The 20,451-nt window shown below is 69.6% G+C and carries 17 protein-coding genes and 1 pseudogene; 12 read left to right on the forward strand and 6 right to left on the reverse strand.

Translation table 11 applies throughout. The annotated features are described in order from the left end of the window. Positions 1-10: 10 nt before the first annotated feature. Positions 11-1,291 carry a tyrosine-type recombinase/integrase gene (locus A9O63_RS11300; protein WP_069332024.1) on the reverse strand — a complete coding sequence of 427 codons (1,281 nt, stop codon included), beginning with the start codon at positions 1,289-1,291 and terminating at the stop codon, positions 11-13. A 299-nt stretch (positions 1,292-1,590) separates the two neighbouring features. Here A9O63_RS11300 and A9O63_RS11305 point away from each other — a divergent pair, with 299 nt between their 5' ends. Next, complete coding sequence (locus A9O63_RS11305; protein ID WP_069332025.1) at positions 1,591-2,067, forward strand: hypothetical protein; 477 nt, start codon at positions 1,591-1,593, stop codon at positions 2,065-2,067. Between the two features lie 573 nt (positions 2,068-2,640). On the opposite strand, the gene A9O63_RS23100 is transcribed toward A9O63_RS11305, so the two are convergent. Continuing rightward, entirely contained in the window at positions 2,641-2,811 is a 171-nt protein-coding gene (locus A9O63_RS23100) for a hypothetical protein (protein WP_167354619.1), read from the reverse strand. Between the two features lie 54 nt (positions 2,812-2,865). Between A9O63_RS23100 and A9O63_RS23650 the strand changes: the two are divergent. The 4 genes and pseudogenes from A9O63_RS23650 to A9O63_RS11320 form a co-directional block, all read left to right on the forward strand. Continuing rightward, positions 2,866-2,943 (forward strand): annotated as a pseudogene (locus A9O63_RS23650) (DUF2312 domain-containing protein); the annotation flags it as partial. A gap of 270 nt (positions 2,944-3,213) precedes the next feature. Further along, positions 3,214-3,936, forward strand: a complete 723-nt coding sequence (locus A9O63_RS11310) for a hypothetical protein (RefSeq protein WP_069332026.1) — start codon at positions 3,214-3,216, stop codon at positions 3,934-3,936. 41 nt (positions 3,937-3,977) lie between these two features. Continuing rightward, positions 3,978-4,160 carry a hypothetical protein gene (locus A9O63_RS11315; protein ID WP_069332027.1) on the forward strand — a complete coding sequence of 61 codons (183 nt, stop codon included), beginning with the start codon at positions 3,978-3,980 and terminating at the stop codon, positions 4,158-4,160. Then, complete coding sequence (locus A9O63_RS11320) at positions 4,145-5,254, forward strand: site-specific integrase (protein ID WP_235836965.1); 1,110 nt, start codon at positions 4,145-4,147, stop codon at positions 5,252-5,254. The genes A9O63_RS11315 and A9O63_RS11320 overlap by 16 nt, the downstream gene beginning before the upstream one ends. Before the next feature lie 552 nt (positions 5,255-5,806). Here A9O63_RS11320 and A9O63_RS11325 read toward each other — a convergent pair. The 3 genes from A9O63_RS11325 to A9O63_RS11335 form a co-directional block, all read right to left on the reverse strand. Beyond that, positions 5,807-6,322 (reverse strand): methylenetetrahydrofolate reductase, encoded by a 516-nt coding sequence (locus tag A9O63_RS11325; RefSeq protein ID WP_235836966.1) that lies wholly within the window; start codon positions 6,320-6,322, stop codon positions 5,807-5,809. Between the two features lie 273 nt (positions 6,323-6,595). Continuing rightward, on the reverse strand, positions 6,596-7,633 hold the full coding sequence (locus tag A9O63_RS11330; RefSeq protein WP_069332028.1) for a siderophore-interacting protein: 1,038 nt from the start codon (positions 7,631-7,633) through the stop codon (positions 6,596-6,598). A gap of 816 nt (positions 7,634-8,449) precedes the next feature. Continuing rightward, positions 8,450-9,529 (reverse strand): ABC transporter ATP-binding protein, encoded by a 1,080-nt coding sequence (locus A9O63_RS11335; protein ID WP_069332029.1) that lies wholly within the window; start codon positions 9,527-9,529, stop codon positions 8,450-8,452. Between the two features lie 126 nt (positions 9,530-9,655). On the opposite strand from A9O63_RS11335, the gene A9O63_RS11340 reads away from it, so the two are divergent. The 7 genes from A9O63_RS11340 to A9O63_RS11370 all read left to right on the forward strand — a co-directional run bounded on the left by A9O63_RS11340 (position 9,656) and on the right by A9O63_RS11370 (position 16,399). Continuing rightward, positions 9,656-10,396, forward strand: a complete 741-nt coding sequence (locus tag A9O63_RS11340; RefSeq protein ID WP_069332030.1) for a GntR family transcriptional regulator — start codon at positions 9,656-9,658, stop codon at positions 10,394-10,396. After that, complete coding sequence (locus A9O63_RS11345) at positions 10,393-11,310, forward strand: alpha/beta hydrolase (RefSeq protein ID WP_069332031.1); 918 nt, start codon at positions 10,393-10,395, stop codon at positions 11,308-11,310. The genes A9O63_RS11340 and A9O63_RS11345 overlap by 4 nt, the downstream gene beginning before the upstream one ends. A gap of 49 nt (positions 11,311-11,359) precedes the next feature. Further along, positions 11,360-12,574, forward strand: a complete 1,215-nt coding sequence (locus A9O63_RS11350) for an ABC transporter substrate-binding protein (protein ID WP_069332032.1) — start codon at positions 11,360-11,362, stop codon at positions 12,572-12,574. A 126-nt stretch (positions 12,575-12,700) separates the two neighbouring features. Further along, positions 12,701-13,627, forward strand: coding sequence for a carbohydrate ABC transporter permease (locus A9O63_RS11355; RefSeq protein ID WP_069332033.1), 927 nt, complete (start codon positions 12,701-12,703; stop codon positions 13,625-13,627). After that, entirely contained in the window at positions 13,627-14,460 is an 834-nt protein-coding gene (locus A9O63_RS11360) for a carbohydrate ABC transporter permease (RefSeq protein WP_069332034.1), read from the forward strand. Before A9O63_RS11355 ends, A9O63_RS11360 begins: the two co-directional genes overlap by 1 nt. Before the next feature lie 53 nt (positions 14,461-14,513). Further along, positions 14,514-15,401: a sugar phosphate isomerase/epimerase family protein gene (locus tag A9O63_RS11365; RefSeq protein WP_069332035.1), complete on the forward strand. Its 888-nt coding sequence runs from the start codon at positions 14,514-14,516 to the stop codon at positions 15,399-15,401. Then, positions 15,401-16,399 carry a Gfo/Idh/MocA family protein gene (locus tag A9O63_RS11370; RefSeq protein ID WP_069332036.1) on the forward strand — a complete coding sequence of 333 codons (999 nt, stop codon included), beginning with the start codon at positions 15,401-15,403 and terminating at the stop codon, positions 16,397-16,399. Before A9O63_RS11365 ends, A9O63_RS11370 begins: the two co-directional genes overlap by 1 nt. A gap of 345 nt (positions 16,400-16,744) precedes the next feature. Here the strand turns inward: A9O63_RS11370 and A9O63_RS11375 are convergent, their stop codons facing one another. Then, the gene (locus tag A9O63_RS11375; RefSeq protein WP_069332037.1) at positions 16,745-20,263 is read right to left on the reverse strand and encodes a hypothetical protein; all 3,519 of its coding nucleotides are present in this window, start codon (positions 20,261-20,263) and stop codon (positions 16,745-16,747) included. Between the last annotated feature and the right edge of the window lie 188 nt (positions 20,264-20,451).

Consider the following 20,451-nt stretch of genomic DNA (forward strand, 5'->3'; position numbering starts at 1 on the left):
GTGCGGACAATCAGATAGCAGCATCGTGGAACATAACGCCAGCCTCATCCTGTGCCGCCTCATGCACAAGGCGCGGCCGCGGGCGCAGGAGGCTAGCCACCGTGTCGACGCCCGCACGTAGCGGCGAATCCATCAGGTGTGCGTAGCGCTGGGTGGTCTGCATCTGGCTGTGGCCCAAGAGCTTGCCGATCATTTCCAGCGATGCGCCACCGCTGACCAGCAGCGAGGCGAAGGTGTGGCGCAGGTCATGGATGCGGACGTCGGCCAGCCCGGCATCCTTCTGCACCTTGGCCCAGAAGCGGCGGATTTCCCGCACCGGCTGGCCGACAGTGTCGCCGGGGAACAGCCACGGGTTGCCTCGCGGCACCACCAGCTGGCGCAGCCGCACGATGGCCGCGACGTCCTGCGAGATAGGCACACGATGGATCTTGCGCTGCTTGGTGGTCGAGGCGGGTTTCGACCAGATCGCATAGTCGAGGTTGAACTGTTCGAACCGCGCGGTGCGGACCTCGCCCACCCGGGCGCCGGTCAACATGCACATGCGGATAATGGCCGCTGCACGCTGATCCTCGGCGGCATCCAGCACGGCCGCCAGCCGTGTCAGCTCTTCGGGCGACAGGAACCGTTCGCGGGCATGTTCGATGCGCCGATGGAACCCCTGCGCGGGGTTGTCCGTCCGCCAGTCCCATTCCACCGCCAGCGTGAACATCTTGCGCAGCACCTCGCCCATGCGGTTGGCCCGGATCGGGGTGGGCTTGTGGCCCTGCAGTTTGCGGGCCCGGTTGTTGGGCTTCGCCTTGCAGGGTCGGGGACGCCCCTCGGCCACGAAATCGAGGAACTTCGCGACGTCGGACTTGGTGATCTCTGTCACCAGCCGGTTGCCCCAGGCCGGTTCGACCATTTTCTTTAGCATCGACACCTGGTCGCCCGCATTGGTCTTGGCGAGTTTCGGCAGATGCTCGGCGATGTAGCGGTCAATCATGTCGGTGACGCGCGGGGCCCCGCGCCACTCGTCGCGCGCCGCCAGAGGATCCTGCCCTTCGTCGATTGCGCGACGCAGTTCCTTGGCACGTTCGCGGGCGGCCGTGACGCTCCACTCCGGCCAGCGCCCGATGGTCATCCGCCGCTGCCGCCCGGCGTGCCGGTAGTCGATAGTGAAGGTCCGCGCGCCCGAGGCCTGCACCCGGGCGGCGAAGCCGATCACCTCGGTGTCGAAGATCTGATAGCTGACGCCGGGCTTCGGCTCAGCCTCGCGCAGGGTTTTCTCATTCAGTTTCAGTCTCTTGACCATCCATCCCGCCTCCTTGCCCGACGACACAGGCGTAGACCCGCGCCACTATCAAGTCGGATCACGGGCCGGGGACCGGAATACAGGCGGAAGGTGGAACTGGGTGCCGGGGGGAAATTCCGGACAAGAAGAGCAAGGGGTTGGGCGAACTGGCCCAGCGCGCGGGATAGGGAGCCGACGGAGGCACGCCGATAAAAACAGTCAGTCATTTGAGACCCAGCCAGCGCCCACACCCGACGGCGCCCCAGCCTCGGCAGATCGCATCATCCCGCGCCCCAGCGGCGCCGAGGCCGGAGACTTCGATGACCCATCCCGACCCACGCCAGCGCGACGCCCAGGGCTGCCGCAAGGGCAAGCGCCTGTCCGACTGCGGCTTTGACGAGGTCGAGCGGCGCGCGCTCACGCTCATGCGTCACCTCTTCGTCGGCGTGGCGCAGAACCGCCCGCCGGGCGGGCCCGAGGCCGTCATGCTCGCCCGAACCCTTCTGGGGCCTGCAAATGGCGACCAGGCCATGGCAGCGCTGCTGGCCTTCGTCCAGACCATGGCCCTCTCACGCGGCGAGCCCTTCCGCTATGCCAATCCCTTCTGCCCCGGCTGCGCCGCCCGGATCACGGCGGACGAGGAGCGGCTCGTGCGCGTCCTGCACCACGTCCGCCGCGGGCAGGAGGGCCGGGCGATGATCCATGCGCTGATGCTCTGCGAGGCCGGGCCGATCGGCCCGCTGATCGAGGCGGCCCACGAGGTTCATCGAGCCGCGGAACCCGCGCCCTTCGCCTGAGCGCGCGATCCTCCGACGGGAGAGGAGGTACCTCGGATCCGACCGATGATCGGCGGTGCCTCTGGCGCCACCACCCCCCGTGCCGGAGGCGTACCACTTCCGCGGCTTTCGATCCTAGACAGGCACAATGAGGGTGCGTCACCCGGCGGCAGCCGCCGGGTGACGTCGTCTCATTCTCCCGCCAGATCCTTCTGCACGGAGTGGCCGCAATGGACCGCCGTTGCCCCGGGCGCCGGCGTGCAAGTTTCGCCCTCGGCCAGCGCCTCGACGGTGAACCTTCGCGCGCAGCTGCGCGGTCCCCTCGGCGCGTAGGTAGAGCCTCCCGGTGCCGAACTTCTCCTTCACCTGCGCGACCCGGATGGCGTGCGCACTCGGGTCGGCTTCGGAGAGGCGGACGAGGCCGTCCAGAGCGGCGGCGAGCAGCCGCAGCCAGCCCGCTGGGCATCCGGCGATCTCTTCACCTCCGATGATGGCCGCAGCGTCGAGCTGGCGGCGAATGCGGCCGCCGAGCGCGCGGGCCGCCTCCGCATCGAGGGGCTCCTCATCGAAGGGGTAGGGCACCGCGGGTTGAAGCTACAGCGGGGCGACGCTCCACCTCCCGGTCCAGGCGGCCGCCGCCGCCTGCGCCAGTTCCGCCAGATCGGGCAGCGGGGTGTCGCTGCTGATGGTCTCGGATAGGGTGTGCCGCCGTCCCGGTCCGTCGAGCCGAACCGAACGGAAGATCGCGAACCGATCGTCGGTCATTCCGGCACCCGAATGCCACACCACCCCCAGCCGATCTCCTTCTCGACCGCCAGCAGATCGCTCACCCCGGACGACATCGCCGAGGAGGAGACGCTCCTCGAGCTCTACAAGGCCGCGCTCGGCATGGCCTGACCCATCCCGGCGCGGCCGGCGATCCGCGCAGCTTCCGTTCAACTCGCCCGGCGCCTCCGCGGCCCGGGCCCTTTCTCCCGAACCTGCGGAGCATTCCCATGAAGAGCAAATCCTCGATCCTGTCCGCGTAGCAGCAGGTCCTCTCCGAAACGGCGCGGTATCTTCCGTTCGGCGGTGCCACTTCGGAGGACCGGCCCGGCCTGTATCGCCGTGTTGCGCGCAGCTGCGGCGTGCCGGTCGAGGCGGTGCGCCGGGCGGTGGAGGCCTCCGGTGGCTGATCCCCTGCGCATCCTGATCGGCTGCGAGACCTCGGGCGTGATGCGCCGGGCCTTTGCTGCCCGCGGGCATGACGTCTGGTCCTGCGACCTCCTGCCGGCAGAGGACCGCTCGAACCGCCACATCGTCGGCGATGTGCGCGACCATCTGACCGACGGCTGGGATCTGCTGGTCGTGGCGCACCCGCCCTGCACAAGGCTCTGCAACAGCGGCGTCCGGTGGCTGCATGAGCCCTCGAAGCGCCTGCCCGAGACCTATGCCGCGGCGGAGCGGGAGGCCTACCTGCGCATGAGCCGTGAGGAGCGGCTGGCCTTCCTGTGGGCGGACCTCGACCGCGGGGCGGCGCTGTTTGCGGCCTGCTGGCAGGCGCCGGTGCCGCGCGTGGCGGTCGAGAACCCGGTGATGAACCCGCACGCGCGGGCCCGTCTGCCGGCGGATCTGCCGCGGCCGCAGACGGTGCAGCCGTGGTGGTTCGGCGAGCCCTTCTTCAAGGCGACGAGCTTCTATCTGCGCGGTCTGCCGCGGCTCGCCGCCACCAACCGGCTGACGCCGCCCCGGCCCGGCACGCCCGAGCACAAGCGCTGGTCTGCCGTCCATCGCGCACCGCCGGGGCCCAGTCGCTGGATATTCCGCAGCCGCACCTTCGAGGGCGTGGCCGAGGCCTGCGCCGACCGGTGGGGCGGGTGGGCCGAAGCGGAGGTCGCGGCATGTGGGTGAGGCTGCCGAACGTGGGCGGACAAGACGAGGAGATCTAGGACATGCGATCAGCCACCGTCACGAAGACCGCTATCAGCCGGGCAATTGCCGCCTGGAAGGAGTGCGGGCTGAAGGTCGGCGGGATGGAGATCACCAAGGACGGCACCATCCGCATCACGGCGGCGATGGACGACTCGGCGCCCGCGGCTCAGCGTGGTGGGCCGAAGCAGTGGCCGACCAGGTGATCGACGTGAAGCACAACTTCCCGGGCCTCCTGCGCGAGAAGCTCCCGTCCGGGGCCATCCGCTTCCGCGTCCGGGCCGAGGGCAACAAGCTGCTCCGCACCGCCATCCCGGTCGGGCCCGACCATGCCGACTTCTATCACCACTATACGGCCGCGCGAGAGGGGCGGCGCTGGGAGGGGCCGCCGCCCGAGAGCAAGGCGGTCGCCCATTCCATCCAGTGGCTGGTGGACAAGTATCTTGCGCACCTCGGGCGGCTGGTCGACGCCGGACAGGCCTCGAAGCTGACGCTCCAGCAGCGGCGATCCCAGCTGCGCAGGCTCTGCGCCATGCCCACCGACGATGGCGGCGGGATCTACGGCGAATATGACATGTGCGCGCCGCGGAGCGCCTTCATCGCCGCCCGGGACCAGTGGAGTGACAAGCCCGGCGAGGCGAACAACCTCATCAAGTCCGTCTCGGCCATGTATCGCTGGGCCATCGACGAGGCGGAGCTCCTCGCCGAGAACCCGGTCAAGGGCATCAAGAAGCTCGCCATGAAAGGCGAGGGGGCGGCGCCCAAGACGCCCGAGGATCTGAAGAAGTTCCGGGACAGGCATCCGCTCGGCACGACCGCGCATCTGTGGCTCACGCTGCAGATGTTCACGGCCTGCCGGGTCGACGACGCGCGCAAGCTCGGCCGCCGGCATGAGGTCGAGAGGGCAGGGGAGATGTGGCTGGACTCCCAGCCCGGCAAGAAGGGAAGCGCGCCGGTCTCGATCCCGATGATGGCGCCCCTCCTGCGGGCGGTCCGGGCGCAGAAGGTGCAGGGGGCGACCTACCTTCTGACCGACTACGGCAAGCCCCTCAGCACGGCCGAGAGCCTGCGCAACCGTGTCCGCAAATGGTGCGCGGCGGCCGGCATCGAGGGGAAGTCCTCGCACGGGATCCGGAAGGCGGTGGCTGAGCTCCTGGCGGAGGCCGGTTGCAGCCAGCACCAGATCATGGCGATCATGGCACATACTCAGGCGAAGACCTCGGAGATCTACACGAAGGGCGCGCAGCGGCGGTTGCTGGCGGCCGATGCCCTGGCCGCCCTGAGCGACATGGAGTGGTGATCGGGAGACGACCCGGCCCCTTGCGCCAGGCGATGGTGCTGCTTGGAGACCATGGCCCTGTGGGCACAATGACTTGTTGAACAGCTGCTCCCGAAGGACTGCTGTCTGCTGGGCGCAGGAAGCGGTCCCTTTGCCGATGCCCAGCCGCGCGCGACAACTTGGCGCATCCGGCCCGAAGCCGCCGGTCTCCCCTCCCTGCGCAGGCCTCCGAAGCGGCCAGTCGAGCGCGTTGCAGCGAGGGGACTGAGCCGCCCTCCGTGTCTGGGCTCTGACCTGTGCCGCGGGCTGCCTGTCCGTCCGCGAAGGGCTGGAAGCGGTCATCATGCTTCGAGCCTTCGTAGATCGCCCGAGCGCTGTTCGTTGCGGAGGGCGGGCTAAAAAGCGCCGCCTTCTTGGCCGGCCCAGGGCCGGTCTTGCCGACCCTGAGGGCGCGATCGTGTCCTCAAGGAAGCCGCTCGAGTGGCCGGAACCGCCCGTCTGCCGCCCGAAGTGTCCCACGGTCCCGAAAAATGGGACACCTTGCGTTGTTTTGACAGGATAAATACTGGAATGCTAGGCCCGGAGGGTCTCGAACCCCGCGGCCCGGGCGGCCGCCAGTTTCCGGCGCAGCGCCTCCTCGAGATCCGCCGCCGGGATGTGTGGATGGCCCTCGGGATAGCCGGCGAAGGCCAGACGCCTCAGTCCGTGATGCTGAAGGATCCCCGTCCCGAGCAGATCGAGCGCCGAGGCGAAGGGCCCCGAGGGCTCGGCCCGGTCGCCCCCCGTGAGGAAGACCGAGCGCACCTGAGCCATGCGCCGCAGTTCGCCCAGCAGAGCGTCGAGCGCATGGGCGCTGGCGATGTTGCGGGCCACGAGATGCGGCACCGGCTCGAGCCCTGCGGAGCGGATCTCGGCCGCGGCCTCCAGAACCACCTCCGGGGGCTGGTCGGGCAGGTCGGCCACGAAGACTTCGGTATGCTGGGGCAGGCCCTCGATCACGGCGCGACGCGACGCCCGGTCCTTCGCGGTGATCTCGATCGACCTCGGGCCGAACCGTGCGGGCCGGGGGCTCGGGCCTGTCTTTGCCATCGGAACTCTCCTTTCAGGAGACGCCCGATCCCTGCGGCGTCTCCGCTCTGGCACGGTCGGCCCCACGGCATCCGCCACCCGATCCTGCGAGGAAAGGCGCCGTCTGAACCGGCGAGCTGCGAGACATCGGGATCCTCGATCACGGTGACGCCGATCGCCGGCCGCACAAGCGCCCAATCGCACCCGGAAGGATTGGTTCCACGGAAAGGCCCCGAGCCGGCTCGGCGGCGGGGCTCGAGAGGGGCTGTCACCCGTCCGAGGGCTTGGCGCGCTTCAGCCCTCCCGACGCCAGTAGGTCGAGAAATAGGGGCGCATCGCCGCCACCCGCGGGTCGCTCCGGAAATGGGCGCGCGCCTCGCGCACGGTCGTCTGCTCGGCCGCCACCCAAAGGTAGGGGGGCGGCGCATCGGGATCGAGATCGACGGCCCGCAGGGCTGCAAGCAGCGTCTCTCCCGCGTGGCGCCGGAGCCATGTCACCTGGACGCGATCCGGCGCGCGGAGGGGCACGCGGTCGCCGTCGTCGCCGATCTCGATCAGCACCCGGCCGCGCCGGTCGGCGGCGGAAGTCTCGAGGATGCGCCGGATCGCGGGCAGCGCCGTCTCGTCGCCCGCAAGGAGGATGTCGCCCGCGTCCGGAAGATCGCCTCCCCCCGGCCCCATCACCGCCACCTCGGTGCCCAGCGGGGCCGAGAGCGCCCAGGCGCTGGCCCGGCTTCCTTCATGCAGGAAGAGGTCGAAGGTGAAGCGGTTGGCCTCGGGCTCCAGCGCGACGAAGGTGTAGACCGCGCGGTGCAGCGCATCTTCGCCCTGGGGCCAGACGGTGCGTCCACGCTTGTCGAGCCGCGGCCAGACCGGCGCGCGGCCCTCGGGCGGCAGGAGGAGCGAGAAATGCATGGGCCCCGCATCCAGCGCCGCCGTGTCCGCGCAGCCCATGGTCAGCCGCAGGAAGTTCGCGCCCCGCCGCTCGCGGGCGACGAGCGTCGCGGGATGAAGGCTCGGCGGTCGCTGCGTATCGGGGCTGCCGGTCCAGGCGATGCCCTTGCCCGCGTCGGGGCAGACATGGTCGAGCAGATACATCGCGCTCTCGCGGAGCTGGTAGAGCTCCACCGGGCCGCCCGCGCGGATCGCGATGCGCAGGCGCCCGCGCGCCGCCTCGATCTCGGTCTGGCCCCGGCCATAGGCGATGCGCAGGCGCCCGTCCGCCCGCTCCTGCGGGATCTCGAACGCCGCCACATGCTCCTCGATATGGTCGAGCAGCCCCTCCGGCAGCGGACCTTCGTAGAAGCCTACGGTCTGTTGAGCGAGGGTCATGTATGTCTCCTCAATGCGGGATCACGAGCGGCGTCCCCGGGCGGGGAGGGCGGTGGAGGTCGTCACGGGGAGGCCGTGCGGAGGTGGGGAGCGGTCGGCACGGCGGGGGCGGGCCCGGGAAAAGGAGGCGCTTGCCGCGCAGCACCCGCGCCCGGCAAGCGCAGATCGTGCAGGAGGCTCACCGCATTCAGGCCGGTCTGGCGGTTGCGCGGCGAAGGGGCGGGTCTGCGAAAAGCAAGCTCGGGCGGTGCAAGCAGCGACATGGTCCACCGTGCTGATGGGTTCGGTGGCTTGCAGGGCAGCTTTCGCGGAGGGAAACGCGAAGGGCACCCGACTGGCTGGCGTCGCTCCTAATGACCCGAGAATACCTGACAAGTCAACTCGGTCTTTATGTCCTGTCCGGCGCCCGGCCGGCAGCCGCGTCCGCAGTCCCTCAGAGGGGCGGGCTCGTGGCCTTGCGCACGCACATGGCAGGCATCTCCCGCCGGAACGAGGCGCTGCGACGACCTCGGACCCAGCCGGCCAGAAGCAACGTGGGGCGGATCCGCCCGGAACGAGGCGCTGCGAGGAGCTTGGATTCGCCGACCAGAAGCGGCGCGCGGGCGGATCCGCGCCGGAAAGAGGCGTCGGAAAGAGTTTGAACCCCGGTCGGCCAGAAGCGGCGTGCAGGCCTATCCCACAGAGGTGCCGCGAAGGCCTTGGTCCCGCGGGACAGCAGCGGCGCGCAGGTGGACCCGTGCCGAGACGAGGTGCCGCGAGGATCTCGCATCCAACCGGCCAGTGGCGACGCGCGGGCCTGACCGCGCGCCGGGATCGTCAGGCGATGAAGTCGATCCGCTGGCCGTTCGCGGCATCGAAGAGATGCAGGTTCTGGCGGTCGAAGCGCAGCGGCTGCGCGCGGCCGAGGCTGCGCGCCCGGTCGGCCGGCACCCGCACGGTGATCTCGCGCTCGCCCATGAGGCAGATGGCGAGCGTGTCCGACCCCAGTTCCTCGAGCACGTCCACCTCGGCGACGAAGTCGGCCTCCTCGGGCGCGCAGGGCTCCAGATGCTCGGGGCGCAGGCCCACATCGACGGCGGTGCCCACCGGCACCGGCAGATGGGAGAGCGAGATCGCGCCGCCGCCCACCTCGATCACCGTGCCGCGATCCGACGAGGCCACCCGGCCCGGCAGGATGTTCATCTGCGGCGAGCCGATGAATTCGGCCACGAAGCGGCAGGAGGGCCGCTCGTAGAGTTCGAGCGGGCGGCCGTGCTGGATGATGCTGCCCTTGCGCAAGACCACCACGCGGTCGGCCAGCGTCATGGCCTCGACCTGATCGTGGGTCACATAGATCGTCGTCGTGCGCAGCATCCGGTGCAACCGCTTGATCTGGGTGCGCATTTCCACCCGCAGCTTGGCATCGAGGTTCGAGAGGGGCTCGTCGAACAGGAAGACCTTGGGCTTGCGCACGATGGCGCGGCCCATGGCCACGCGTTGGCGCTGGCCGCCCGAGAGCTGGCCGGGACGGCGGTCGAGCAGGTCCTCGAGCTGGAGGATGCGCGCGGCCTCCTCGACCTTCTTCCGAATCGTCTCGGCGGGCTCGCCGCGCATCTTCAGCCCGAAGCCGATGTTGTCGCGCACCGTCATGTGCGGATAGAGCGCGTAATCCTGAAACACCATCGCCACGTCGCGGCCCTTGGGCTCGATGTCGTTCACCAGCCGGTCGCCGATCCGCATATGGCCGCCGCTGATGTCCTCGAGACCCGCAATCATCCGCAGCATCGTGGATTTCCCGCAGCCCGAGGGCCCCACGAAGGCCACGAACTCGCCGTCCTCCACCTCGAGATCGACGCCGTGGATGGCCTCCATCCCGCCATACCGCTTCACGATCTTCTGCAGACTGATGCGCGCCATGCGCTGTCCTCCCTGTCGTCCGGCCGCTCCTCGCGCCGATGCCCGTCTCACCTACATTATCAATATCGTTGACATTATCAATAATCATGTGATTATCAATACGACATCAGGGAGGATGCAGGGGTCATGGGTGTGGGCGAGGCCTTCGGAGCGGGACCGCAGCGCAGCCGCAGCGCGCAGGTGGAGCATGCGCTCCGCCGCGAGATCGTGCTGGGGACGCTGCCGCCCGGCGGCGTGCTGCGCGAGCTGGATCTCGCGCAGCGCTTCGCGGTGGCTCAGGGCACCATCCGCGAGGCGCTGATGCGGCTGTCGGAAGAGGGGCTCGTCCAGCGCCGGGCCCGCCGCGACACCCATGTGACCGAGGCCCATTCCGACGATGTGGTGGAGCTTCTGCGCATCCGCCACGACATCGAATGCCGCGCCGCGCTGCGGGTGATCGAGGCGAACGATCCCCGCCTGCGCAAGGATCTCGACATGCTGCTGCAGGCCATGCGGCTGGCTGCGCTGCAGGAAGACGAATATGCGCTGCTCGAGCAGGACTGCCGCTTTCACCTGCGTCTGTTCGAGGCCGCGGCCATGCCGGTGGTGGAGCCGGTGCTGATGCGCTGCCTCCTTCATACGCAGCGGTTCAAGATCCTGAACAGCGCGGCCCACAGCCGGGAGCTGCTCGCGACCGCCGACCGGCATGTCTCGATCCTCGAGGCGCTCGAGACGCGCAGCGCCGAGGCGCTGATGCGCGCGCTTTCGCATCACATCGCGACCATCGTCGATTTCGGTCCCGAGGTCATGCCGCCGCTCGCGCCCGAGACAGGGCAGGGCGTGGCGGGGCAGGCCGCGGCAGGGCCCAGCCTGAAGGTGCATCCATGAGCCTGACCCTTGCCCCCGAAATGCGTGCCGTGCTCGACCGGCTCCTGGCCGAGGACGGGGTGCAGCCCGATCCGACGCTCCTGCCGCCGGCCGAGGGCCGGGCGGCGGCCGAGGCGGGCAACCGGCGCTGGAACGGGCCGGAGCCCGCCATGGCGCGCGAGCTTCGCGTCGAGACGCCGGACGGGCGGCGGGCGCATGTCTTCCTGCCCGCGGGCGATCTCGGGCGCGAGGCGATCCTCTTCATCCATGGCGGCGGCTGGGCCTTCTGCTCGGCCGCGACCCATGAGGGCGCGGCGCGCCAGCTTGCGGTCGAGACGGGCGCGGCCGTGGTGACCTTCGACTACCGGCTCGCGCCGGAACATCCCTATCCGGCGGGGCTGGAGGATTGTCTCGCCGTCTGGGCCGGACGCGAGGCGATCCTCGCCGGACGCCGCTGGTCGGTGGCGGGCGACAGCGCGGGCGCCAATCTCGCGGTGGCACTGATGTTCCGGCTGCAGGGCCGCGACCTGCCAGCCGCGGGGCTTCTCTTCTACGGCGTGTTCGACGCCGATTTCGAAAGCCCGAGCTATGTCGAGGTGGCCGACGGGCCGGGCCTGACGCGGGCCAAGATGCAGCGCTACTGGGATTTCTACACGCCCGCGGCAGGGCGGCTCGAGGATCCCTGCCTCACGCCCGCCCGCGCGCCGGATGCGCTGCTGGCGGCGCTGCCGCCGCTCTATCTCAACGCGGCCGGGATCGATCCCCTGCGCTCGGACTCCGAGCGCTTCTCGGCGCGGCTCGCGGCGCTGGGGCGGACCGACCGGTTCGACATCGTACCGGGGGTCGTCCACGGCTTCATGCAGATGAGCCGCTGGCTGCCGCAGTCTGTGGCGGCCTACCGCCGGGCGGGCGAAGTCTTCCGGGCGCTCACCTGACCGCTGCCACGCGCGGCGGAACCGTTTCTCGATTTTGGGAGGAGAGAGAATGAAAAGAACCATCAGCGCGCTGTCCCTTCTGGCCGGCCTCGCGCCGGGGATCGCCTCGGCCGACAGCACCGTCCGCTTCTGGTATCACTTCGACAATCCGGAGAACCCGATGTCGGATCTGGTGGCCAAGTTCGAGGAAGCGAACCCGGGCATCAGGATCGACGCGCAGAACGTGCCCTGGAACAGCTATTACGACAATCTCTACACGGCCATCGTCGGCGGCAACGCGCCCGACGCGGCCATGCTGAAGATGTTCGCCCTGCCGCGTCTCCTCGAGATGGAGGCGCTCGAGCCGCTCGACGAGATGATCGCGGGCTGGGAAGGCCGCGACGACATCCTCGACAATCTGTTCGACCTGACCGAGGCCGAGGACGGCAAGCACTATTACCTGCCGGTGCAATATGTGGCGCTCTATCTCTACTATCGCGCCGACATGTTCGAGGAGCTGGGCCTTGCCCCGCCCGAGACCTGCGAGGAGTTCCGCGAGGCCGCGATCAAGCTCACCCGCGACACGAACGGCGACGGCAAGATCGACACCTACGGGTTCGGCTTCCGCGGCGGCAAGTCGGGACACGAACATTGGGGCGCCTTCACGCTGGGCCGCGAGGGCGTGGCGCTCGACGACAGCCTCACCTCCGAGGCAGGCGTCGCGGGCACGCAGTTCGTGATGGATCTCTTCCAGAAGGACAAGGTCTTCCCGCCCTCGGCCCCGAACGACGGCTTTCAGGAGATCATCGGCGCCTTCAAGACCGGCGTGACCGCGATGACGATCCACCATGTCGGCTCCTCGAACGATCTGGTGGCGGCGCTGGGCGACAAGGTCGCGGCGGTGCCGGTGCCGGAATGCGGCGGCGGGCGCTGGACCACCTTCGGCGACGAATCCACCGGCGTCCTCAGCAATGCCAGCGACAAGGAAGCCGCCTGGAAGTGGATCTCGTTCCTGTCGTCGGAAGGCAACAATGCGCTCTTCAACAGCGCCACCGGCCAGCTTCCGGTGACCAAGAGCGACAGCGCCAGCTGGGACCAGCACGAGAAGCGGTTCGTCGAGGCGACGCAGGCCTCGCTGCCCTTCGCCCATCTGCTGCCCGCCTCCTCGGCCACGCCCGAGTTCGTGAACACCGTCTGGCCCACGAACATGCAGCGCGCGCTGAACGGTGAGATCACCGCCGCCCAGATGAACGAAGCGATCGCCAAGCTCTTCGCCGAAGAGTGACGGTGCAGGGCCGGGGCGCTCCCTCCCCGGCCCGCCTTCTTCCGAACCATCCGACGCGCCGCCCGCGTCCGAGCCCGACCCGCCTGCCGGCCCTCCGCGCCGCAGGGGACGAGAGAGGTCCGCCCGATGACAAGTGTTCCGGTCCCCGACCGCGACGAAATCGCCCCCGCCCGCCGCGCGCGGCTCTGGCGGCAGGTGCTGCCGCTGGCGCTGCTGTCCCCGGCCGTGCTCGTCACGCTCGCCATCGTCTTCTTCCCGATGGTGCAGACGGCCTGGATGAGCCTGCATGACTATGTGCTGTTCCGGCCGAAGAAATTCGACTGGGTGGGGCTCAAGCACTATTCGGCGATCCTGCAGGACGAGGTCTTCTGGATCTCGCTGCGCCACACCGTGCTGTGGATCGCAATCACCGTGCCTGCGCAGGCGCTTCTGGGGCTCGCGACGGCGCTTCTGCTGAACCAGAAGTTCCCATGGCGCCCCGTGGCCCGCGCGCTCATCATCATTCCCTGGGCGCTGCCCTCGGTCGTGATCGCGCTGATGTGGGCCTGGATCTACGATTCGAACTACGGCGTGCTGAACGACCTTCTCCTGCGCGTGGGCATCCTCGAACAGTCGATCCCGTGGCTCGCCAACCCCGACACGGCGCTCTATGCGATCATCCTCACGCTGACTTGGCAGGGCTTTCCCTTCTTCGCGGTGATGATCCTCGCCGGCCTCCAGTCGATCCCGCGCAGCTACTACGAGGCGGCCTCGCTCGACGGCGCCTCGAGCCTCCGGCAGTTCTGGCACATCACGCTGCCCGGCATCTCGGGCGTGCTCTTCACCGCGATCCTCTTGCGCACGATCTGGGTCGCCAACTCGATGGATGTGATCTTCGTGATGACCGGCGGCGGGCCCGGCTACGCCACCTATACCCTGCCGCTCTACGCCTTCCTCGAGGCGCGCACGAACCTCGATTTCGGCTATGGCTCGGCGCTCGCCATGACCTTCACGCTGCTCCTGCTCGGCATCGTGATCCTCTATCTGAAACGCTCGGCCAAGGCGGTGCACTGATGGCTCTGGGACGCAAATCCACCCTCAGGCGGATCCTGACCGTCGATCTGCCGATGGCCCTGATCCTCGTCTTCACGCTCGGCCCCTATCTCTGGATGGCGCTGACCTCGCTCACGGCCGAGGACAAGCTCTTCACCCGCGGCCCCTCGGTCTTCGACCTCGTCTGGGAGAACTACGCCCGGCTCTTCGCCAACGTGGGCTTCGCGCGCAACATGCTCGACAGCCTGATCGTGGCCTCGGGCACCGTGATCGTGGGCCTCACCCTGTCGGTGACGGCGGCCTACAGCTTCTCGCGCTTCGACTTCCGCTTCAAGCGCGTGCTGCTGCTGCAGTTCCTGCTCATCAACATGTTCCCGCTGGTGCTGTTGATCCTGCCGCTCTTCGTGCTGATGCGCCAGCTCGGGCTTCTGGACACGCATCTCGCGCTCATCATCGCGAATTCGACCATCGCCATTCCCTTCTCGGTCTGGATGATGACGAGCTACATCAACGGCATCCCGAAATCGCTCGACGAGGCGGCCATGACCGACGGCTGCTCGCGGCTCTCGGCCATGGTGCGGGTGATCCTGCCACTCTGCGCGCCGGGCATCATCGCGACCGGCATCTACATCTTCATCACCGCCTGGAACGAATATCTCTATGCGCTGACGCTGGGCGGGCAGAACGTGCGGCCCATCACGGTCGCGGTGCAGACGATGATCGGCGAATATCAGGTCCAGTGGGGCCTCCTCACTGCCGGCGGCATCGTGGGCGCCATGCCCGCCACCCTCCTGTTCCTGATCGTGCAGCGCCGTCTCGTGGGCGGCCTGACCCAGGGCGCCGTGAAGGGCTGACCCTAGACCCGGCGGGGCCGGAGAGGGCCCTGCCTTCCCAAGAAGGAAGAAACGTGAAAAATCCTGTCGGCATCATCTCGATGCAGTTCATCCGGCCCTTCACTTCGGAGTCGCTGCATTTCCTGAAGAAGTCCCGGGCCCTGGGCTTCGACTTCATCGAGCTTCTCGTGCCCGAGCCCGAGGACGGGCTCGATGCGGCCGAGGTGCGGCGCATCTGCGAGGGCGAGGGGCTGGGCCTCGTTCTGGCCGCCCGCGTGAACCTGCAGCGCTCGATCGCCAGCGAGGAGCCTGCGGCGCGGGCCGGCGGGCGCGACTATCTGAAATATTGCATCGAGGCCGCCGAAGCGCTCGGCGCGACCATCGTCGGCGGCCCGCTCTACGGCGAGCCGCTGGTCTTCGCCGGCCGCCCGCCCTTCCCCTGGACGGCCGAGCAGATCGCCGCCCGCGCCGCCCGCACCGTCGAGGGGCTGGCCGAGGTGGCTCCGCTCGCCGCGAGCGCGGGCAAGGTCTTCGGCCTCGAGCCGCTGAACCGCTTCGAGACCGACATCGTGAACACGACCGCACAGGCCATCGAGGTGGTGGATGCGGTGGGCTCGCCCGGTCTCGGCGTCATGCTCGACACGTTCCACATGAACATGGAGGAACGCTCGATCCCCGATGCGATCCGCGTTGCCGGCGCGCGCCTCGTCCATTTCCAGGCCAACGAGAACCACCGCGGCTTCCCCGGCACCGGCAACATGGACTGGACGGCCATCGCGCGCGCGCTGGGGCAGGCGGGCTATGCGGGACCCGTTTCGCTCGAGCCCTTCCGGCGCGACGACGAGCGCGTGGCGCTGCCCATCGCCCACTGGCGCGCCCCGCACGAGGACGAGGACGAGAAGCTGCGCGCGGGGCTGGGCCTCATCCGCTCCGCGCTCACCCTGGCGGAGGTGACCCACTGATGACGATCAGGATCGGCTGGATCGGCTGCGGCCGCCACGCAACTTGGATGCTGATGCCGCAGCTCGCCCGTTCGGGCTTCGAGATTGCGGCGGTCTGCGACCGTGACGCGGCGGCCGCGCAGGCTGCCGCGCGCCAGTTCGGCGCCAAGGCCGTCTTCTCGGACTTCGAGGAGATGATCGCCGCGGGCGGGCTCGATGCCATCGGCATGGCCGTGGGCCCCGAGGTCCATTACCGCGCGACGCTCGCGGCCATCGCCCGCGGCCTGCCCGTCTTCATGGAAAAGCCCCCCGCCGCCACCGCCGCGCAGGCCGAAGAGCTGATGCGCGCCTCCGAGGCCGCAAGGGTGCCGGTCACGGTGGGCTTCATGAAACGCTATTCCACCGGCAACCGGATCGCGAAGAACATCCTCGAGGGCGGCGCGTTCGGCCCCGTGCTGGGCATCCACGGCAGCTACATGACCGCGCCCACCTATTTCGCGGGCGAGGTGGATTACACAGGTTTCTACCTGCACCATTGCGTGCATTACATGGACCTGATCCCCTGGTTCGCGGGGGCCGAATTCGCCGACGTGCAGCTGCGCAAGAACGTCTGCGGCAAGGGCAAGATGCTGTTGCACATGAACTTCGCCTGCGAGAACGGGGTGATCGGCAATGTGGTGATGGGCACGGTCCAGTCGCGCGGCACACCGATGGAGTTCGTGCAGGTGATGGGCGACCATCATCGCGTCGAGGTCGAGAATGTCATCAACGTGGCCTGGCACCGCAATCCGCCCTTCAAGGCCGAGGATCCCGAGGCCCTGCTCGATCCCGGCTGCGACAGCCTCGTCTGGACACCGAACTTCACCGCGGCGGCGAACGAGGATCACAAGGGCTATCATGCGCTTCTGACCGATGTGGCGGCGACGATCCGGGGCGAGTCCGCCTGGGCGCCGGTGATCCGCGACGGCTGGCTCGCCATGAAGCGGCTCGAACGGATGATCGCGCTGATCGAGGCCTGACGCCCGCCGCCGCCCGGTCCGCCGGGCGGCGGCCGCACGGCCGGCCGGGCGCATCCCCCGGCAGCCCCGTCCGCCTCCCCGGTCCGGGCCCCATCACCGTCCCCTCGGGATCCTGCGAAGGGAGCCCCCGACCTCCGCGACCGACCCGCGGCGCGGCGCAGCCGCCTGCGGCTAACGAGGACCCGCGCCGTGAACGCGCTGCCTGCGACGGCCCGGGCGCCGCGCAGGTCCCGGGCCCCTTTCACTCTGTCCAAATATCCCGGGGGGACCGCAGGGGGCGGCACCGCCGCTCCCTGCCCGCGCCGCGGGCGCGGACGGGGGGCAGCGCCCCCCGCCCTTCGCGCGTCAGAACTGCGCGATCAGGTTCAGCGCCAGCCCCTTGTCGTCCTGCACGAGGTCGGTCAGATCGTCCGAGAACCGGCCGAAGTTGTAGATCAGCCCCATCGACATGTTCCGGTTGACCTGCCGGTAGCCGCCCACCAGCACGCCGGTCTCGGTCGTGCCCGCCTGCTCGGCATGAAGCTGGCGCACCTCGGCCAGAAGGTCCCAGTTGTGCACGAGGTGATAGCGCGCGCTGACCACGCCCAGCCAGGCGTCATTGTCCACGAAGGCCTCGCCCTCGGCGGCCGAACTGGCGCCGAACCGCATCCCCAGCTTGCCGCCCAGCGTCCAGCGCTCGGTCACGTCATATTCGGCATCGAGGCTGACCACATGGGTCTTCTGCCGCGGGCTCCGGCTCTGCACCCCGTCGGTCTCCTGGCCGTAGAGGTCGTAGAGATACTGGTATTTCGCGAGCAGGTTCAGCCGGTCGTTGTCGGTGGGCCGCAGCGCATAGCCCAGATCGTAGCGGATATAGTCGCCCTCGGGCAGCGTGGCGGTGCCGTTGTCGGGCAGCACGAACTGCAGGCTCGACACGATCCGCTCGGCGTCGTTGAGCGCGTAGCGCACCGTGCCCGTGCCGAGGATCGTGTCCGCATCGCGGTCGCGCCCCTCGTAGGTCCCGCTGTCGCGGCGCAGCTCCAGCCGCCCCTTCATCAAGAGCCGCTCGCCATCGTCGTAGCGCACCCCGAACGAGAGCGCCACGCGGTCGAGATCTCCCGTCGCATCGTCGGCCACGCGGCCGAATTCGGCGGCGCCGGTCCAGACCGTCCGCTCGCTCGCGGCATATTCCACGCCGTAGGAGGAGGCGAGGGTGCGCCGCTGGCCGAAGAGGTCGTAGCTGTTCTCGCCGAAGACCGAGGTGCTCTCGCCCACCTTGCGCCGCGCGCCGCCCACGAACTTGCCGTGGTCGCGCCCGGTCAGGGTCACATCGTCGAGCGTCCGGTCGGGGTCGAGCACATAGCCGAGATAGGTGCTCTCGGCCGCGTCCTTCTCGCGGCGCAGCATGATCTCGCCGCCCCAGCCGGTGTGGCCGGCCGAGATCCCGGTCTGGAGCCGCCAGTCCTGCCCGAGCGCCGTGTCGAGCTTGACGCCCGCGCGATCCGCGCGCTCGATCCCGCCCGACCGGGCCACGGTGGTGCGCCCCCAGAGCTCCCAGTTCAGCCGGTCCGAGACCTCGCGGCGGAAGCCCGCGCCCACATCCTGCCGCCGTCCCGTGCGGTCGGCGCGGCCCGGATCCTCGCGGTCGAGATGGCCGAAGGCCAGCTCCACCGTGTCGCGGCCGTTCAGCCGGTGGGCATAGCCCAGCCGCGCCTCGTCGAGCTTCTCGTCAGGATCCTTGCGGTAATGTTCGTAGCGGAAGGCGAGCCGGCCGCGCTCCGACGTCGCGACCTCGGTCTCGAGGCCCCAGAGCTCCTCGTCCTCGGTCGTCTGATGGTCGATCGAGGAGAAGCCCGCCGTGCGCCGCTCGGCCCAGACCTCGACATGGCCCTCCGTGCCGGGCCGGAGGTCCGCCAGATCGGCCCGCGCCTTCAGCCGGTAGCCCTCGCCGGTGCCGTCGACCGGATCGGTCGTCTCAAGCGTGAGGCCGCCGTCGATGGAGCTGGTGAAGCCGAAGCCCGGCCCCTCCGAGCGCGCGGCCTCGGCCTCGAGATAGGTGCCCTCGGACAGTTTCCACAGCAGGTCGGCCCCGGTCGAGGTCTGGTCGGCAAGGCCGGTGCGGTCCACCTGACCGCTCATCCCCAGCCGCAGCCGGTCGGTGGCCCAGGCCTCGACGCGCCCGCCGAAGGCCATGCCCTCCACGTCGCCCGTCACCGGCGCCCATTCGTATTGCGCGACGAGATAGAGATCGTCCTCGCCCACCGCGCTGCCGGACAGGAGCCCGGAGGTGCCCGCATAGGAGGAGAGCGGCGCATAGAGCGTCACCACCCCCTGCGCATAATTGACCGAGTAGTCCTGCCCGTTCACGAGGCCGCGGGTCGAGATCACCCGGCCGGTATCGGGATCGCGGACCTGAACGGTCAGCGTCTCGGATCCTTCCAGAAGGTCCTGACGCGACAGGAAATAGACCGAGCCGCCGGTGCCGCGCAGGAGGTCGCGCTGCGGCAGCTGGTCGGGTTCGGCCGCATAGCCCTCGAAGCGCAGCCGCGCCTCGCCCTGGGGCGTGGTCTCCCGGCTCTGCAGCACGAGCTGGCCGCCGTAGAGGCTGCGCTCGTTGCGCAGAAGCTCGGTGCCGCGGCTCTTCGACTTGAAATCGCCCCAGAGGCCGAAACTGCCGTCCTTCTCCACCTTCACATAGAGGCCCGAGGAGGTGGGCGTGTCGTCGGTGAGGATCGAATCGTCGCCGTAGGTCGGATAGTAGAGGTCGGGATCGAGCCGGCCGAGGACCGCGCGCGGGTCCTTGTCGAGCACGTTGCCGAGGAGGTCCGACAGATCGTCCTCGCGCGTGTCGGCCGAGGCGGTGATCTCGTAGCCGCGGGCGGTCTTGCCCTTGGCGTAGAACTGCAGCCGCCCGCGCTGCCAGGTCTTGTCGGTGCCCTCGGGCAGCGAGCCCATGCGGCGGCCGAAGCTGAGGTCGGCCACGCCCACGGTGAACCAGTCCGAGGTGGGGATCGTCAGGTCGCGCGTGATGTCGAGCGCGCCCGGCACCCGCACGTCGATCCCGTGGCGGCCCGGCGGCAGGATGCGCTGGACGACGGCCGCCCCCGACGGATCGGGGACCACGCTCGTGCCCAGCGTCTCGAGCCGCGCGCCCGGCGCGAGGTTGCGCACATGCACCGTCACCGCGCCGCCCCGGATGGGGATGTTGCGCTGGGTCGCATTGTCCGAACCCTCCTCCTCGCCCGCGCCGAAGGCGAGGCCGCGGCGGTCGGGGGCGCCGAAGGGCAGAGGGGCCGTCTCGTCATAGCGGCCCGCGCGGTCGTAGACGCGCAGCACATATCGAAGGTCGCGCCCCTCGGGCAGCGTGAGCGCCGCCTCGCCGTTCGGCGCGACGGGGACGGTGGTCAGGAGCCGCGTGCCGCCGCCCGAGGCCTCCATGTCGTAGATGCGGAACTCCGCCCGGGCGAGGAAGGCCGGATAGTTGGTCCGGCTCCGCAGCACCACGCGGTCGCCCGGCCCGGCGGGCGCCGGATCGGCCCGGCCCGCATCGAGCCGCGGCGCCACGCCGAACCCGTCGAAGCGCAGATCCACATCGGCCTCCGAGAGCCGGAGATCCGCCTGCCGCTGGCCGTCGGCCGTGGCGGGATCGCCCGCCGCGGGCGCGCCGTCCACCGAGATCATGAAGCCGTCGCCGCCCAGCGGGGGCTGGACCACCGGGCCCGCGGCCTCGGTATTCTCGCCGACGGGCAGCGCCACCTGATCGCAGGCGGCCATCGCCGACGGGCCGGGCCTGCCCGTGCAGTCCTCCGCCAGGGCGCTGCCTGCGCCCAGAGCCAGCAGCGAGACCGAGAGGCCCGCGAGCGCGCGCGCGTTCATTCCGAACATTCTGGTCATCCTCTTACTGGTCCCGCTGGATCGTGCGTTCGATGAGCACCGGCCCGGCCCGACCCTTCCAGGTCTGCCGCACCAGCGCCTCGGCCGCATCGAGCCGCGCTTTCGCCGCGCCCGCGCCGCCCGCGTCCTGCCGGGTGCTGATGCGCACCACCACCGGCGCGTCGCCGAGGCTTGCCGCC

Origin of the sequence: Cereibacter johrii (assembly GCF_001720585.1) — a bacterium.
GTDB lineage: Bacteria > Pseudomonadota > Alphaproteobacteria > Rhodobacterales > Rhodobacteraceae > Cereibacter_A > Cereibacter_A johrii.